This window comes from Kangiella spongicola (assembly GCF_003194565.2).
GTDB classification, from domain to species: domain Bacteria; phylum Pseudomonadota; class Gammaproteobacteria; order Enterobacterales; family Kangiellaceae; genus Kangiella; species Kangiella spongicola.
In genome coordinates this window covers 1,204,214-1,220,304 of record NZ_QICH01000001.1, presented here as the reverse complement: position 1 = coordinate 1,220,304, position 16,091 = coordinate 1,204,214, and the positions used below count along the sequence as shown (strand labels likewise).

The following is a 16,091-nucleotide window of genomic DNA, read 5'->3' as shown; positions in this document are numbered from 1 at the left end:
CAAACTCTTCAGTTTAAAGTTTTTCGAAAGCCGAAGCTCTCTAATCTTTTGCTCGATGAATCACCAACTTATTAAAAAATAAATCAATCGAATAAATTTTTTGGGTGTTGGTCACTGCATCGTTGTTTGTATTTCAACATTGACACAAGTGCCCACACAAATTGTCTTATCAATCTGTTAAAGAACGTCTTGGTGAAGAACTCGCTTCACTCAAGTGGGCGCACATTATATATCGCCCCAACTTCCTGTCAACCGTTTTCGATAATCTTTTTAACGTTTATTTTTCAAAACCTTAAATCACTTTATCGTACCCTCAAATCCCTGAGCGGCTTGCTCGAACTTTTCGTTCAGAGCGGCGCGCATTATATAGCGCCTTAACTTCCTGTCAACACTCTTTTTGAAACTTTTTACATCGTTTCAAAAGCCTCTCTTCCTGAGCGTCTTTCGTGGCCAGCTCTTGCTGTGTTTGCCTCGAAAGTGAAGCGCATTATAGAGACTAAATTGCACTCCGCAACCCTTTTTTGAAACTTTTATGAATTTATTTTTTAACCCTTATTTTTCGTTCAAAAGCTGCTCAAAAAGATGATAAAACAATCAATCAAGAATACTTTTTAATCTAACTAATAAAAAAGGCCACCGAAGTGACCTTTCTTATATATGCTTATACCCCGCTTGGGTCGCTACTTTAGCTCACAGTGACGTAAGCAATCTTCTTTTTGCCTGCTTGGATTAAGTATTTACCAGCTTTCACCATATAAGAAGGCTCTACAACTTCCCAATCCACTTTAACACGGCCGTTTTTCAACATATCTTTTGCTTGGGCTGAGTTTGCTGCTAGACCTGCTCTATTAATAACGGCTCCAATCGGGAATTCTTCAGCACCGTCCAGACTCACCTCAACTTCAGGAGTTCCTTCCGGTACTTCACCCTCTTTAATAATATTGCCAGCACCTTTATGCGCATTTTGTGCCGCTTCTTTACCATGGAACCTTTCAATGATTTCCAAAGCAAAGGCTTTCTTAATTTCTTGAGGGTTAGTTCCAGCTTCTACATCTTTCTTTAGCTGCTCCACTTCTTCAAGCGACTTAAAGGATAGTAGTTCGTGGTAGCGCCACATCATATCGTCTGGTAGCGACAATAGCTTTTGGTACATAACACCTGGAGCTTCAGTGATGCCCACATAGTTATTCAAGGACTTTGACATTTTATTAACGCCATCGAGTCCTTCTAACAAAGGCATCATCATGACCGTTTGTGGCTTCTGGCCCTCTGACTTCTGTAATTCACGCCCCATTAATAGGTTAAAGCGCTGATCCGTTCCACCCAACTCAACGTCAGCTTCCATCGCCACAGAGTCATAACCCTGAACTAATGGATATAAAAACTCATGGATAGCGATAGGTTGCTCATTACTGTAACGCTTTTTAAAGTCATCGCGCTCCAACATACGGGCAACAGTTAAGTTAGATGCCAACTTAATCATGCCGGCAGCTCCTAACTTTTCACACCACTCTGAGTTAAAGCGGATAGTGGTTTTTTCAGGATCGAGGATTTTAAAGACCTGCTCTTTATAGGTTTCCGCATTCTTTAGGACATCTTCACGAGTCAGCGGTTTACGAGTGACATTTTTACCCGTTGGATCGCCGATCATGCCGGTGAAGTCACCAATAAGGAATACTACATTATGCCCAAACTGCTGGAATTGGCGCATTTTATTAATTAATACGGTATGCCCAAGGTGCAGATCCGGTGCCGTAGGGTCAAAGCCCGCTTTAATCGTTAGTGGACGACCTTCTTTTAACTTTTCCAGCAACTCTTCTTCTGGCAAAATCTCATCAGCACCACGCTTGAGTTCCTCAAACATGGTTTCAAAGTCTTTCATAAGTGCGATACTCTCTTGTTTTGATGGCTCAAAGATACACGAATTGTCATGCGATGCAACGGTTTCAGAGCAAAAAAGGCAACTGACAAAGCTGCGACAAACCTAACTCAAAAGTGTAAAAAAACCTGACTCTTTCACATTTCCAATTCAAATATGACCAAATTATGGATTTAAAGCTTTTTTACATTGACCAATAGCGGTCATAAGGTTATTGTTATTGCGCAAAAACTATTCAACTAATTTCTTAAGTAAACTATGATAAACCGTGATTATAAAGGGTTTAACAGAAGCAAGCCTCTGTTTTCCCGAAAGAAAAGCCGACGAAAGGGCGCGATCGTAACGATCTCTGCGTTATCAGTCGTATTTGCGGCAGTATCTTACTTAGCAATGACTCCAGGAGAAGAGTCTTCCACTCAAGAAAAACAACAAGAAATTTTAACACTACAATTATCAACGGACGACAATAATAGCACAGCCAATTCAGCCAACTTAGACACAGAGTCTAACAGCTTACCATTGACTGACGGTGTTCTTGAGCCAGCCAAGCAAAAACTGTCCACAAACGAACAAGCGCACTCAAAAAATCCACAAAACTCACAAGATCTTGAACAAGCGACAACCGCTATTAAAGAGTTTGTGAAGAAAACGACTAAACCAAAATACGACTGGCAGACTGTCAAAGTGGCCAAAGGCGAAAGCCTCTCGCGTATTTTCAATAAGTTAGGTTTCAGCTCAAAAGATCTGCACTATATAATGCAGTCTGACGATCAAGTCGATATCTTAAAAAAGATTCGCCCTGGTCACACTCTTGAGTTTGCAGCCAATGAAAACAAAGGTTTCCAGGAACTGCGTTACCCGTTCAACTCTAGCGACACGCTCGTTATTACTAAGTTGGCGGATAAAGAGTTCGACGTTTCTTTAGATAAGAAACCTATTGAATTCAAGCAACGCTTCGCCACTGCGACTATTACCAGCAGCTTCTACAATGCCGGTAAACAAGCAGGGTTGCCTGATGGCGTGATTATGGAGCTAGCCGGCGTTTTCGAATATGACATTGATTTTGCACTAGAAATTCGTAAAAACGACAGCTTCTCTGTGCTTTATGAAGAAAAGTACATTGATGGCAAGAAAGCGGGTTATGGCAACATCTTATCGGCTGAGTTCTATAACATGGGCGAGCATTACGCTGCCGTTCGCTACACCGATACCAACGGCCGTACCGCTTATTACACGCCAGAAGGTAAAGCTTTACGCAAGTCCTTCCTACGCGCGCCACTAAAGTTTAACTACGTGAGTTCAAACTTTAATCCGAAACGTTTCCACCCGATCCAAAAGCGCGTTAAAGCGCACCGCGGTACCGATTATCGTGCACCAATCGGAACACCAGTCCGCGCAGCAGGCGATGGTCGTGTGGTTAAATCAGCATACAACCGCTTTAATGGTAACTATGTATTCATCCAACACGGTGGCAACATCACGACTAAATACCTGCACTTTTCTAAGCGTGCGGTAAAAGCCGGGCAACGTGTAAAGCAAGGGCAAATCATTGGTTACGTCGGTTCAACGGGAATGTCACAAGCACCGCACTTACACTATGAGTTTGTGGTCAATGGTGTTCACCGCAATCCGCGTACGGTGAAATTGCCACATGCCGCACCAGTGCCAAAAGCTGAAATGGCTCGATTCCAAGAGCACTCGAAGCCTTTAGTGGCGCGCCTTGAAACTGAGCGCACAACCTACTTTGCTCGCCTAAATGATGAAAAGTCAGCGGGTTCAGCAAGTAACAGTAAACTTCAAAAATAAACGGTCACAGAGCCTAAAGCTGTGGCCTTATTTATCGGACTAATCTCAGGGACTAGCGTTGATGCCATCGACGCTGTCCTTTGTGATATCGACAAAAGTTCGAGTCCATCGATTAAACTGCTTCACTCTCTCAGTTACCCCTACCCTAAACCGTTACAACAACAGTTACTCGATTTCGGTAAATCCATCTATCAGGGTGATCCGATTGATCAACTCGGTAAGTTGGATCATCAAGTGGCGTTGCACTTCGTGCAAGCTGTGCAACAACTGTTACACCAAGCGAAATGTTCATCAGAAGATGTGGTGGCGATTGGTAGTCACGGGCAAACGGTGCGTCATCGTCCCGATTCTCGTTACCCTTTTACCTTACAGATCGGTGACGGCAACATTATCGCCGCTAAAACGGGTATCAAGACCATTGCCGACTTTCGTCGTCGTGATATGGCTCATGGTGGCCAAGGAGCTCCTTTTGCACCTGCTTTCCATCAGGCCTTCTTCTCTGATGAAAAGCAGCCACGCGCTGTTGTAAACCTTGGCGGTATTGCAAATGTCACCTTATTACAGCCTGGCCAAGCACCGGTAGGTTTCGATACAGGTCCTGCGAATACGCTAATGGATCAGTGGATCTTGCAAAATAAACAAGTCAGTTACGATGAAAATGGGGATTGGGCGGCCACTGGAGAGGTAATTCCTGAATTGTTAGTGAACCTTTTGAACGAGCCCTACTTTGAGCTGCAAGCACCGAAAAGTACCGGCTGTGAATACTTCAACCTAAGTTGGTTACAGCAAAAATCGAAACCTCTAGAACTCTCAAAGCTCGCCCCACAGGATGTGCAAAGAACCCTACTCGAATTAACGGTGCAAACCGTTGCTAGCTCCATAAACTCCGAAATGGGGCATGGACAGGTTTACCTTTGTGGCGGCGGCGCACACAACATCGCCTTACGCAACCGCTTACAACAAATACTTCCATCTTATACTCTAGCTGATAGCTCAGAACTCGGAATATCTCCTGATTGGGTTGAAGCGATGACTTTTGCCTGGTTTGCATCGAAAACTATCGCCCAAGAACCCATCGAGTTGAGCAGTATCACTGGCTCTATTGAAAATAGCATTCTGGGTGCAACTTACAGTAACTAAGCACTAATTTCGCTTAAACTGTACAATTTTAATGCAATTTTGCATTAAAATTGGCATAATTTAGTATGCAAATAATAAAAGACATAAGTATTTCAAAACGATGGGAGAACATTTTAACCGCTTCTATCGATAAAATTATTATATTTCTTACAATTTGCGCAGTGCCTGCCACCCTTGCCTCGATTAGCCGTATACCGATGTCTGGCCTTATGGTCTCTATGTTTCTACACGCCATTATTTCAGTGGCATTAATCGCGACCACAATCTACCGCAAAAGACTCAGCATCAACTTTAAGATGAATTTTATTCTCATTGTTACCAGCCTTGTGGCTATCGCAGGGGTTTATAACTGGGGATTGCTGGGTAATGGAATGTTATGGTCAATACTTTCGATAATATTTATTACCCTGTTCTATGGCATAAAAGTTGGGATATATGCCAGCATCGTTTTTGCGATTTATGTCTCTATTATCGGCTACTTATACGTTAACGGTATACTTGAAACTTCCGTAGACCCGGTTTCTTACCTATCTTCGGTGAGCGGCTGGTTAACTGCTATATTAGGCTCATTAATTCCACTAACGAGTTCCGTTCTAATCATTGGCAGTTTGTATCTAGCCGCCAAACAGGCCTTGTTACAGCTTGATCGTCAACGAGTTGAAATCACTATTCTCGCTGAGCAGGACGAACTCACGGGTATTTACAACTCTCGAGTTTTTCATAGCTTGCTTGAACAGTCGATTGAGCGTGCTAAGCGGCATAATGGCTGGGTTTACCTGGTTAATATTGATTTAGATAATTTTAAAAGCATCAACGATAACTACGGCCATCATGCTGGTGATGAGGTTCTAAAATTTACAGCGAAACAACTGCTCGAAGTGACCCGCGACGAAGATACAATATGTCGAATTGGCGGTGATGAGTTTTTGATGTTGATTGAAAGTCCAACTAAGTATTCCAATCAACAGCTCGACATTATTATCAACAGAATTAAGTCTGCTATAAACATACCTTATATTTACGAAGGCACAACCATAGAAATTAGCGGTAGTATTGGCTACGCAGAATATAATGCTGTGGAAACGCCTAATCTGAAAGACAAAGAAGATATTTTAAAATTAGCGGACAGGGAAATGTATAAAGATAAACAGCGACTACGCGCCCAGCAGATGAGCTGAGCGCATTAGGCGTTAACAATTAAAGTGAGAAAGACGACCCACAACCACAAGTCGTTTTCGCCTGCGGATTATTAATGATAAAGCGTGAACCCTGCAAGCCCTCGGTGTAATCCACCTCAGAGCCCATTAAGTACTGAAAACTTAAAGAGTCTATCAAGATTTTGACACCATCCTGCTCGATCGCCATATCATTTTCTTTTTGAGTTTCATCAAAAGTAAAACCATACTGAAACCCAGAGCAACCACCACCTGTCACAAACACACGCAGCTTAAGCTCTTGATTTTCTTCTTCCTCAATCAGCTGACGTACTTTGTTACTGGCTGCTTGCGTTACCGTAATCGACATTTAAACACCTATCTAAAACAACACTGTTTCTATTATATCAGTAAATGGGGGCTACCCGACAACTTCTCAAGCCTTCGATTAGGCTTTTGCAGGCTCGGCGCCAACCGCTTCCTGGTGGCTTTCATTTTGCTCATCATCTTTTCGAGCTGCCTGGGCTTCTTCTACTTTATGCTCTAGCGCTTTTGGGTCGCCAACAACAACCATTTTGCCGTTCACTTCAGCGCCAGCATTCATCTCGATGACCTTATAATACAAGTCACCATTGATTTTCGCGCCTGGCTTTAGGTCGATTTTTTCAGTGACATAAACATCACCATCAACCTGACCAAAAATCACAGCGAAAGGCGTTGAAATGTTGCCTTTAATCTTGCCGTGAACACCGATGGATAACACAGATTGTTTTTCTATATCACCCTTCACTTCACCATTGATTTCGCCGTCAACAAATAATGCACCAGAAAAGCTCATGTCACCATTAATAGTGGTGCCATTGGCAATTAAGGTATCGACATTATCAGACTTACGTTTACTTCTTCTCATTGGTTTCCTCAACCTCATCACTCTTAACTGTGGGCTTCCAAGAAAAGTCTTGGAGAATCGATTTTGCCCCACGTCCCGAAGTCGCTGCCACAACTCTTACGAATTTTGGCTCGAATCCTTCGGGCAACTCAAAGCTTCCAGTATGTGTCGAGACATAGGTAAAATCAAAAGTACTATTTAGGCTGTCCGTACCTTTTAAATCCTCAAAATTATAGGTTTTGCGTTCGCCGGCTTCTTCGCCGACAATCGAAATATCGATAGTGCCTTTCAGAGCACCAACTTGGTTTTTCGCCTGAATCAGCATTAATCGATATCGATACAGACGAGAGCCTTCATTCTGCCAAGTAAAGCTCGCCACCTGCAAACCAGACTCTACACCTTTTGGATCAAAAATTCGCTGTAGAGCTTCACGCTCTTTCTCGATATTTTTCTTCGTTCGGTGCATTTTATCGAGTTCAGTTTTCAACTGCTGGGTGATTTGATGCTCTATTTGATACTGCTGTTGCCAGTGCGTCAGACCAGCTTGAGCCTCGTCTAACTGTTGCTGAAGCTGTTCCAACTGCTCTTTTGCGGTAATCGAAAGGCCGTGTTGCCGTTTATTAAGCCAGTAACCAAAGGCCATTGCTGAGACTAAAACCGCAAAAATTACAAAAGCCCAGCCCCAATACCACTTGGCACTGCGTCGCTTTCGAATAATATAATCTGGTTGATTGGGATCTTTAGTCATAAATCATTGAAATCGTTTGTTCTTTTGCTCACATTTTCTTATTATGTAAAGCATTGAAGCTGTTGGCTATTAGCGTACAAAATTATTTACAATCAGCGACCTAGCTGGTTGTTGCATTAAAACAGAAATTTTAGCCAAAGGAAACCGACTTGAGTGCCGAATGACACTAATTGATCGCCTAAGATTACGCCTTGGAGGCTTTGACGCTCTCGCCTTAATGGCGGTTATTGGGCTGATTTGCGGCGTGCTCGCGGGTGGCTCAAATATCCTCTTTAGATACTTCACCGAAAGCTCCTATGTCCTATGGGCAACTGACCAATCCGGCGATACAGATTTCGAACAAGCCGACTGGCTTTTAAAACTCCTGTTACCCACAGTTGGTGGCTTAGTTGTAGGCCTCATTCTGCAACAATTGAATCCAGAAACTCGTCGCGTCGGCGTCTCCCACGTTTTAGAACGTATGTCCTATCACCAAGGACATCTGCCTTGGAAGAACGCCGTGGTGCAATTTTTCCTTGGGGGCTTAACCATTGCTTCGGGGCAATCAGTCGGCCGAGAAGGCCCTGGGATCCACCTTGGCTCCACCACCGGTAGCCTCATCGGTCAACGTCTAAAACTCCCCAATAACAGTACTCGAATATTAGTTGCTTGCGGTTGTGCCGCCGCAATTTCAGCGAACTTTAATACTCCTTTGGCCGGCGTTGTATTCGCCATGGAAATTGTCATTATGGAATATGCTGTCGCCAGCTTTATTCCAATTATCTTGGCTTCTGTTGCTGGCGCTGTCATGAGTCGCATCTTTTTCGGTTCCGATCCGGCTTTTACTATCCAAGCCTCAATGGATTTGGTGTCGCTATGGGAAATGCCGTATTTCTTACTTCTGGGCTTTATCTGTGGCGTTATCGCAAGCCTTTTCATCATGCTCACAAGCCAAGTTCGCCGTCACTCAAAGGACTGGCCTGTATGGATCAAAACCACTATTGGTGGTACTAGCGTTGGTGTTATCGCGCTGGTCGCGCCACAGGTCATGGGGATCGGTTACGATACGGTTAACGCCTCCCTTCAAGGCGAATTACTAATTACTATTTTGGCGCTTAGCCTCGCTGGCAAGTTCATCGCGACGACTATATGTTCAGGCTTATCGATGCCCGGTGGGGTATTAGGCCCGACGCTTTTCATGGGTGCTATGCTCGGCGGTCTGCTCGGTAGTATCGGCAGCTTGGTCTTCCCTACCCTATCCAGTGACTCAGAATTCTATGCCATCATTGGCATGGCGACCCTGATGAGCGCGGTGCTTCAAGCGCCTCTAGCAGGGCTAATGGCGTTATTGGAGCTCACTAATAATCCAAACATTATTTTGCCGGGCATGTTTTCCATCGTAATCGGCAATATGGTGGTCAGTCAGCTCTTTAAGCGCCAATCATACTGGGAAACCCAGATGACAGATCGTGGCATGCGCTTAAAAGTCAGCCCTATGAAGCAGGTCCTTCGCAGTATTGGCGTCGCTGGCGTCATGACCCGAAGCATTACCTACATGAAAACGGAAGCGACGCTTGAAGAAATTTCTATTGCTCTTAAAGATAAGCCTCGCTGGATTCTAATTCGCGACGAAGAAGGCTTAGTCATTTCATTAATGGTTGCGCGAGACTTGGGCCGTTATTTAATTAAGCAAGAAGAAATCTTAGAGCGTGAACAGCAGAAAAAAGAAAAATCGAGCAAACATAAAGACTCTGCTGAGACCGATGCGGAACTGGATTCAAAAGATGAGCAAGACCCTAAGAACTCAGGCCAACCGCTAGAAACTATCGTTATGACGGATTCTGACGAATCGAATGAAGCGAAGGCTGAAGCAGTCGAAGCCGATCCGCAAAGAGTGTTTAATCTCATGGAAATCCCGGCAAACCGTCAGGAAGTTGTTGCCATCGACCTTCAGGCGACGCTCGAAGAGGCTTACGACCGCATGGAGCAACGTAAAGTTTCCGCGGCCTATGTCTACCGCATCACACATAATAAAGAAGAACGTATTTATGGCGTGGTGACCCGCGATATGATTACCGACCAGTATATCTACTCTAAAACACAAACAGGTTAACGCTATGTTATGGGTTAAAACGTTTCACCTTTTCTTTATGGTTGCTTGGTTTGCAGGGATCTTTTATTTGCCAAGAATTTTCGTAAACCTTGCCCAGACAGAGAACGACGGCGCCTTTAATCAGCTCAATATCATGGCACGTAAGCTCTACCGCTTTACCACGCCCTTTATGATTTTAACGGTAATTTTTGGTTTGTGGTTAGCGTCTTACAACTGGGATTACTACCTTAGCGCGGGCTGGTTTCACGCCAAAATGGCGATAATTGTCTTATTGATTATTTACCACTTTATTTGTGGCTCGTATCAAAAACAGTTTGCCGATGGTCGCTGTAACAAAAGTCACACCTATTTCCGTGTGTTTAATGAAATTCCCGTACTGTTTTTACTAGGCGCGGTTATTTTAGCGGTTATTAAACCGTTTTGATTACTAAGATTAAGGTTTAAATGCATACCTTACAGTTCTGAAATTTCCTGCTCAAGACTTGGTACATAATCAATAGCCTCTTCGAATTCATCCTCAGTCGTTGGAATATTTTTGAGATGTACTCTTAATGATTTTTTTGAAATCATGTCCCCATGCTTCTTCCCAAGCAACAGGTATGCGTATGCTTTTGGTCTAGTTTCTGTATTTAAGATAAGACGCAAAGCTATCGCGGAGTACATAAGATGGCCTGCCTTTATTGATTTTTTAGCATACTTTTCGGCCTCTCCTACTGGTACTCGATTAACCAGAGCTCGGCTAGCATAAGCATCTCCAGCCTTTGATAGTTCTTTCAAGCTTTCAACTGGATAAACATTATAATCAGAAAAAGCAAAGTTGTTTGCTTCTTCTACTTGGGTTTTGTAAATAACTTCCTCCTGCGCCGAAAGGGGCTTATCTATCTCTAACAATAAGCTCCTAACCCTATCCGAATAACCTCGATACAACTCTCCTTTGTTTATGTGCTTATTCTTTTGAAGATTTGTATTTTTAGATTCTTCTTGGGCACGCCCATATGTTGCAACCCTTAACTCACTGTTCATATCAACGCCAGTATTATATTGCTCCATTTGATCTTTATTACTTTTGCTTGTTTTGTCGATACTATCTACTTCAACGTGTCCGTTAGTAGTAACATATAAATACAACACAAAAGCTCCACCTAGTATGCCAACTATAGGAAAAAGCCCATGAATAATAAAACGTCGTTTTTTCATAATACTTCCTTTTAAAATTTCGTTCATGCACAATGATACAAGTTATTGACAGTCTGAGTAAACTTTATATAACTAGTTCCTTTGAAATGAGAGGGAAGAAGTATGAAAAATATGGCAATTTTACTTTTGGGGATAAGTGCTTCAATATCATCTATTGCAAAATCAGATGATAATAATCAAAGTAATAATGATACTAATGTAAACTGGGATGCAGTCAAAGACTGGACGGGAGATGGTACAATAGATAGTAGGGATGTTGAGTATTACTACACCAACCACAGCGATCAAGGTACTTGGCCTCACAAAGAAGCTACAGATGGTTTCACTTATTTCGTATTAAATCCTAACTACAAGCCACCATCACAAGATCATGACTTAGCCCCCTACACTTTTGATACACCAAAATACATAAAACTGAGTGGCTCAATAAATTACTTTGTTCAACCAAATAGTGATGAGTTCAAATCAAACTGTGGTGTTGGTGAATTAACCATTGGTTGTTAATTAATATTTTAGGACAGGACAAGTCGAACAGCTTGTCCTTTACGTCTATCAGCCCTGATCTCGTTGCACGAACTCTAATACGGTGGCATTAATACAATAGCGTGGCTGCCCGTTTGGGCCATCATCAAAAACGTGCCCCAAGTGAATACCTGAAGACTTTGAGCGTATTTCTGTTCGCTCTAAACCAAACGCGTTATCTTCATGGTAGGTCACCGCATTCTTTACTGGCTTAGTGAAAGATAGCCACCCCGTACCGGAATTGAATCTATTCTTTGTATCGAATAAAGGCTTGCCGCTCAGCTTATCGATGAAAACCCCAGGTGGCGTGTCTTTGAAAATATCGTATTCTTTGCAAAATCGGCTATCGGTGCCTTCTTGAAAAGCCACCTTGTAGGCCTCTGAGTCGCCCATCTTAAATTTTCCTAATACCGCATAGAACTCTTCTGGTGTTAAATAACCCTGATGCCCAAAGACCTCTTTACCATCTTCTAAAAATAATACGGTCGGAGTTGCCCAGGTTTCTGTTGTGATATCCAGGCCATCAAGCTGACTGCCGTAACGCCATGTTAAAGGAATCGTCCCTTGATAATCATTAGTCACGTTTTCCTTGAACTTTTCACAATAAGGACAGTACGACTGAGGCTCAATAACCACTATCTGTTTACCTTGTTGTAACGCCGTATTATCAACGATTGGTGCTTTATCCTCATCATTAAATACCACCCCGGTGGAATGGTCCGGACAATACCCATTAGGGTTCTTCACTAAATAGTCTTGACGGTACTCTTCGGCTGGATGAAACTCATCCAAGGGTTTGATAATAGTCGCTATCTCGCCATAACCCTCGTCACGCATTAGCACCTGATATTCTGCCTTAATTCGTTGAGCCGTATCTTGCTGTTGTGGAGAGTTGGTCAAAATCGTCGAACGGTACTGAGTTCCGATATCATTACCCTGACGATTTACCTGAGTTGGATCGTGGCCTTCAAAATAGTTTTTAAGAATAGTCTCAAGACTGACAGTATTACGATTAAAAGTAACCTTAACCACTTCTGCGTAGTTATTGGGATCGAATCGGTGTTTAGATTTAATGATTTCACGATACTCTGGCTTGATACCGTTACCATCCGCATAACCTGAAACAGCATCAACAACGCCAGGAATCGCTGCATAGCGCTTTTCAGCGCCCCAGAAGCACCCTGCTCCCAACACAATAGAATCAAGATGTTTTGTCGCCGGCATTTCAGCTTTAACATCAGATTTATTGGTAACTAAAGGCGACGCTTCACGCGAGGTCAACCCGCCTGTTAAAAGATAAATAACGCCAACAGCACTAACGACAAATAGTATGGTTTTATATAACAACTTCACTTGTTTCACCTTAAACAGAGCTCAGGTAAGTATTAACCTAAACTAACTATTACTGTGTATAGATGATGTGAAGGTCTTTTTGTTACAAAAAGGCGGGGGGACTATCATTCATTAACTTAATAACCATTATTCACATGAGCAGATTGACAGTGACCATTGATTGAGGCTTCAATGTTGCTATCAGTTATATAGATTAGGTAACACCATGAGTAACGATAACAATACATCCAATAGCTACACGCCACCCAAAGTTTGGACTTGGAATCCAGATAACGGTGGCGAGTGGGCCAGCATTAATCGACCGACGGCTGGCGCTCGTCATGAACAAACCCTGCCAAAGGGTAAGCACCCCTTCCAGCTTTATTCATTAGCCACGCCAAACGGCCAAAAAGTCACCATTATGCTTGAGGAATTGTTAGCGCTTGGCCATAAGGGTGCTGAGTACGACGCGCACCTTATTAAAATTGGTGATGGCGATCAATTTGGCAGTGAATTTGTTGATATTAACCCTAACTCAAAAATCCCTGCTTTAATGGATTATAGCGATGGCTTAGACGGCAAACCGCAAAGAGTCTTTGAGTCGGGCGCTATCTTGCTTTACTTGTCTGAGAAGTTTGATGCCTTATTGCCTAAAAGGCATGCCAACCGCACCGAAGCCATGTCATGGCTCTTCTGGCAGATGGGTAGCGCACCATATATTGGTGGCGGTTTTGGTCATTTTTATAGCTATGCACCTTATCCAATGGAATATCCTATCGACCGTTTCACTATGGAAGCTAAGCGCCAGTTGGATGTGCTAGATAAACATTTAGCCGATAACGAGTACATGGCGGGTGACGAGTATTCGATTGCGGATATCGCTATTTGGCCATGGTACGGCAATCTCGTCCTTGGCCATGTTTATGACGCTGCCGAATTTCTCGACACAGCAAGCTACAAAAACCTTCTGCGCTGGGCCAAAAAGATTGAAACAAGAGACGCTGTCAAGCGTGGAAGAATGGTTAACCGCACTTGGGGCGAGCCCCATGAGCAACTTCACGAGCGCCACGAGGCGAGCGACTTCGAGACTAAAACCCAAGATAAAGTGGCTACTGACTAAGCCAAGTCATGAAGTTTAGTGAAGCCTTCAATACGCCCTATTGAACGAGTCATTTTAGCTACTCAAGGTTGAATACAACACTCAGCCCGGAGTAGCGTCTTTGCTTATAACTGTACAAAAACTAATTATTTCGACACTGGCGCGCGCTAATCGTGGCGGTCACTGGGCTACCTTCGCTGCCGTCTTGCCTACGAGGCGTGTAGCTATATTCCACTTCTTCAAAATTAAAGCTGACTTGTTCCGAAAAGTTAGAGCCATCAGAACCGCCAGTATTGAAGGATTCAACACGAACATTTCTAAACCGCAAGGTAAGAAACTCGAACCTGTCCCTTTGCGAAGAGCCAGTATGCTCCACCGTTAACAGCGCCTCTGGGTACACTTCTTGGATAATCTGCCCCATTAAGATTGGAGCAGAACTTTTATCAATCGACTTTACAAAGTTAAAGTCTCTAACACACCCTCTTCTACGGTTGGTATCCGCGCCCCAAGACCAACTTAGGACGTCAATTTCACCTTCATGACCCTCTGCTCGGCTTTCACCCTCAATATCGCCAATCTTTAAATATGCTGCTGACCACGCAGCTCCACTCATACTCAAGCAAAACGCGACTAACAATACTCTGATAATCATACCTATACTCCTTTTCCTGTTAGCAAGCTTTCAGACTACTCCTATCCGCAAGGCCCCGCCACTGTTGATTTTTCTTACAATTATTGCAGTCACTAGCTTTTCCTATTGGCATAAAAAAACCTCCATGAAGGAGGTTTTTAAAATTCAATAAAAACGGTAAGTTACAGGCTTTTCTTAAATTCGTCTGTCATAAGCTCAAAGTCTTCTTTGCCCACGCCACAATCAGGGCAATACCAGTCTTCAGGGACATCTTCCCAGCGCGTACCAGGGGCAATACCGTCTTCTTCCCAGCCCAGCTCTTCGTCATAAATAAAGTCACAGACTAAACAACGATACTTTTTAAATTCCACAAATAACCTCTAAAGTTGGTGCTTTATTAAGTTTCGCGCCCATTTTAAGCATTTCTGCCCGAATTTCCACACTCAGCGCCCTAATTTTCGCTACATCTGACAAAGATCGTGTTAGAATTGCGTCCCAAGTAGCTAACACTAAGAGTTTGGGTAACTGGATGAAATTTCAAGGGCAGCACATACTTTCGATTGATCAGCTAGAAAGAGAATCGGTCGAACGAATCATACAAGTTGCTGACGACATGACGCCCTACGCCACCCGCGTCAAGTGTTGTACCGTGTTAGACGGTGCTATTTTAGCGAACCTTTTCTTCGAACCAAGCACCCGTACTCGAATCAGCTTCGGCACCGCCTTTAACCTTCTTGGCGGCCATGTGCGCGAAACCGTTGGCATGACTACTTCTTCGCTCTCCAAAGGCGAATCTCTTTACGATACAGCTCGTGTTACTGCCAATTACGCCGACGCCATAGCGATGCGCCACCCAGACGTTGGCTCGGTTGCAGAGTTTGCTCGCGGCAGTAACGTGCCAGTAATTAACGGTGGCGATGGCCCTAATGAGCACCCAACTCAGGCGTTGCTGGATTTATATACCATCTACAACGAACTTGAAACGCTCGGTAAAGACAAAGGCACTATCAAGATCGCCATGATTGGCGACCTTAAAAATGGTCGTACGGTTCATTCGCTAACACGACTCTTGTGTTTATTCCCGAATATCCAATTTACCTTTATCTCGCCGCAGGCTTTGGCCATGCCGGATAAGATCCTCGACGCTTGTGAGAACGCAGGGTTAAGTTACAACATCTCGGAAGACTTCCACTACGGCTTAAAAGGCCAGGATGTTATCTACCTGACGCGTGTGCAAGAAGAGCGCTTCACAACGCAAGAAGAAGCGAACCTGTATCGTGGTAAATACTGCTTAAATCAAAAACTCTATGAGCAACACTGCGACAAAAATACCATCATCATGCACCCGCTACCGCGCGATTCGCGCCCAGAAGCCAACGAGCTTAGCGATGACATGAACAACAACCCCAACCTAGCCATTTTCCGCCAGACGCACTACGGCGTAAAAGTGCGCATGGCTTTATTTGCTTTGGTGTTAGGCGTCGAAGACAAATTAACTCAATTCGAAAAGCCGATGAACTGGTACTCACCACGTCATCAATCGTGATTCCAAAGAGCGATGTTTTTAATTAAAAGCATCCACCAACGTATCGGCTGTACATC

The 16,091-nt window shown here is 43.6% G+C and carries 16 protein-coding genes; 8 read left to right on the top strand and 8 right to left on the bottom strand.

The window, feature by feature from the left end; translation table 11 throughout:
• Window positions 1-685: 685 nt before the first annotated feature.
• The gene (gene tyrS, locus DL796_RS05580; RefSeq protein ID WP_110200660.1) at window positions 686-1,882 is read right to left on the bottom strand and encodes a tyrosine--tRNA ligase; all 1,197 of its coding nucleotides are present in this window, start codon (window positions 1,880-1,882) and stop codon (window positions 686-688) included.
• Between the two features lie 255 nt (window positions 1,883-2,137).
• Here tyrS and DL796_RS05575 point away from each other — a divergent pair, with 255 nt between their 5' ends.
• From DL796_RS05575 to DL796_RS05565, 3 genes are all read left to right on the top strand, one after another.
• Window positions 2,138-3,685 carry a peptidoglycan DD-metalloendopeptidase family protein gene (locus DL796_RS05575; RefSeq protein ID WP_110200659.1) on the top strand — a complete coding sequence of 516 codons (1,548 nt, stop codon included), beginning with the start codon at window positions 2,138-2,140 and terminating at the stop codon, window positions 3,683-3,685.
• A gap of 21 nt (window positions 3,686-3,706) precedes the next feature.
• A complete protein-coding gene (locus tag DL796_RS05570) occupies window positions 3,707-4,825 on the top strand; it encodes an anhydro-N-acetylmuramic acid kinase (RefSeq protein WP_110200658.1) in 1,119 nt (372 codons plus the stop codon).
• Window positions 4,826-4,890: 65 nt separating this feature from the next.
• Window positions 4,891-6,003, top strand: a complete 1,113-nt coding sequence (locus DL796_RS05565; protein ID WP_110200657.1) for a GGDEF domain-containing protein — start codon at window positions 4,891-4,893, stop codon at window positions 6,001-6,003.
• Window positions 6,004-6,022: 19 nt separating this feature from the next.
• On the opposite strand, the gene erpA is transcribed toward DL796_RS05565, so the two are convergent.
• The 3 genes from erpA to DL796_RS05550 all read right to left on the bottom strand — a co-directional run bounded on the left by erpA (window position 6,023) and on the right by DL796_RS05550 (window position 7,616).
• Window positions 6,023-6,349, bottom strand: a complete 327-nt coding sequence (gene erpA, locus DL796_RS05560) for an iron-sulfur cluster insertion protein ErpA (protein WP_110200656.1) — start codon at window positions 6,347-6,349, stop codon at window positions 6,023-6,025.
• 78 nt (window positions 6,350-6,427) lie between these two features.
• Complete coding sequence (locus DL796_RS05555; protein ID WP_110200655.1) at window positions 6,428-6,889, bottom strand: bactofilin family protein; 462 nt, start codon at window positions 6,887-6,889, stop codon at window positions 6,428-6,430.
• Window positions 6,876-7,616 (bottom strand): DUF6776 family protein, encoded by a 741-nt coding sequence (locus tag DL796_RS05550; protein WP_110200654.1) that lies wholly within the window; start codon window positions 7,614-7,616, stop codon window positions 6,876-6,878. The genes DL796_RS05555 and DL796_RS05550 overlap by 14 nt, the downstream gene beginning before the upstream one ends.
• A gap of 160 nt (window positions 7,617-7,776) precedes the next feature.
• Between DL796_RS05550 and DL796_RS05545 the strand changes: the two genes are divergently transcribed.
• Complete coding sequence (locus DL796_RS05545) at window positions 7,777-9,708, top strand: chloride channel protein (RefSeq protein WP_227592980.1); 1,932 nt, start codon at window positions 7,777-7,779, stop codon at window positions 9,706-9,708.
• A 4-nt stretch (window positions 9,709-9,712) separates the two neighbouring features.
• Window positions 9,713-10,132, top strand: a complete 420-nt coding sequence (locus DL796_RS05540) for a CopD family protein (RefSeq protein WP_110200653.1) — start codon at window positions 9,713-9,715, stop codon at window positions 10,130-10,132.
• Between the two features lie 29 nt (window positions 10,133-10,161).
• On the opposite strand, the gene DL796_RS05535 is transcribed toward DL796_RS05540, so the two are convergent.
• Window positions 10,162-10,905 (bottom strand): hypothetical protein, encoded by a 744-nt coding sequence (locus tag DL796_RS05535; RefSeq protein ID WP_110200652.1) that lies wholly within the window; start codon window positions 10,903-10,905, stop codon window positions 10,162-10,164.
• A 102-nt stretch (window positions 10,906-11,007) separates the two neighbouring features.
• Between DL796_RS05535 and DL796_RS05530 the strand changes: the two genes are divergently transcribed.
• Window positions 11,008-11,409, top strand: coding sequence for a hypothetical protein (locus DL796_RS05530; protein WP_110200651.1), 402 nt, complete (start codon window positions 11,008-11,010; stop codon window positions 11,407-11,409).
• A 48-nt stretch (window positions 11,410-11,457) separates the two neighbouring features.
• On the opposite strand, the gene msrA is transcribed toward DL796_RS05530, so the two are convergent.
• Window positions 11,458-12,774 (bottom strand): peptide-methionine (S)-S-oxide reductase MsrA, encoded by a 1,317-nt coding sequence (msrA, locus tag DL796_RS05525; protein WP_406946420.1) that lies wholly within the window; start codon window positions 12,772-12,774, stop codon window positions 11,458-11,460.
• 211 nt (window positions 12,775-12,985) lie between these two features.
• Here msrA and yghU point away from each other — a divergent pair, with 211 nt between their 5' ends.
• A complete protein-coding gene (gene yghU, locus DL796_RS05520; protein ID WP_110200650.1) occupies window positions 12,986-13,879 on the top strand; it encodes a glutathione-dependent disulfide-bond oxidoreductase in 894 nt (297 codons plus the stop codon).
• 121 nt (window positions 13,880-14,000) lie between these two features.
• Here the strand turns inward: yghU and DL796_RS05515 are convergent, their stop codons facing one another.
• Together DL796_RS05515 and DL796_RS05510 are read right to left on the bottom strand one after the other, a co-directional pair.
• Window positions 14,001-14,510 (bottom strand): Hcp family type VI secretion system effector, encoded by a 510-nt coding sequence (locus tag DL796_RS05515; protein WP_110200649.1) that lies wholly within the window; start codon window positions 14,508-14,510, stop codon window positions 14,001-14,003.
• Window positions 14,511-14,671: 161 nt separating this feature from the next.
• Window positions 14,672-14,860 (bottom strand): rubredoxin, encoded by a 189-nt coding sequence (locus tag DL796_RS05510; protein ID WP_110200648.1) that lies wholly within the window; start codon window positions 14,858-14,860, stop codon window positions 14,672-14,674.
• Between the two features lie 158 nt (window positions 14,861-15,018).
• Here DL796_RS05510 and DL796_RS05505 point away from each other — a divergent pair, with 158 nt between their 5' ends.
• Window positions 15,019-16,035 (top strand): aspartate carbamoyltransferase, encoded by a 1,017-nt coding sequence (locus DL796_RS05505; RefSeq protein WP_110200647.1) that lies wholly within the window; start codon window positions 15,019-15,021, stop codon window positions 16,033-16,035.
• Window positions 16,036-16,091 lie beyond the last annotated feature (56 nt).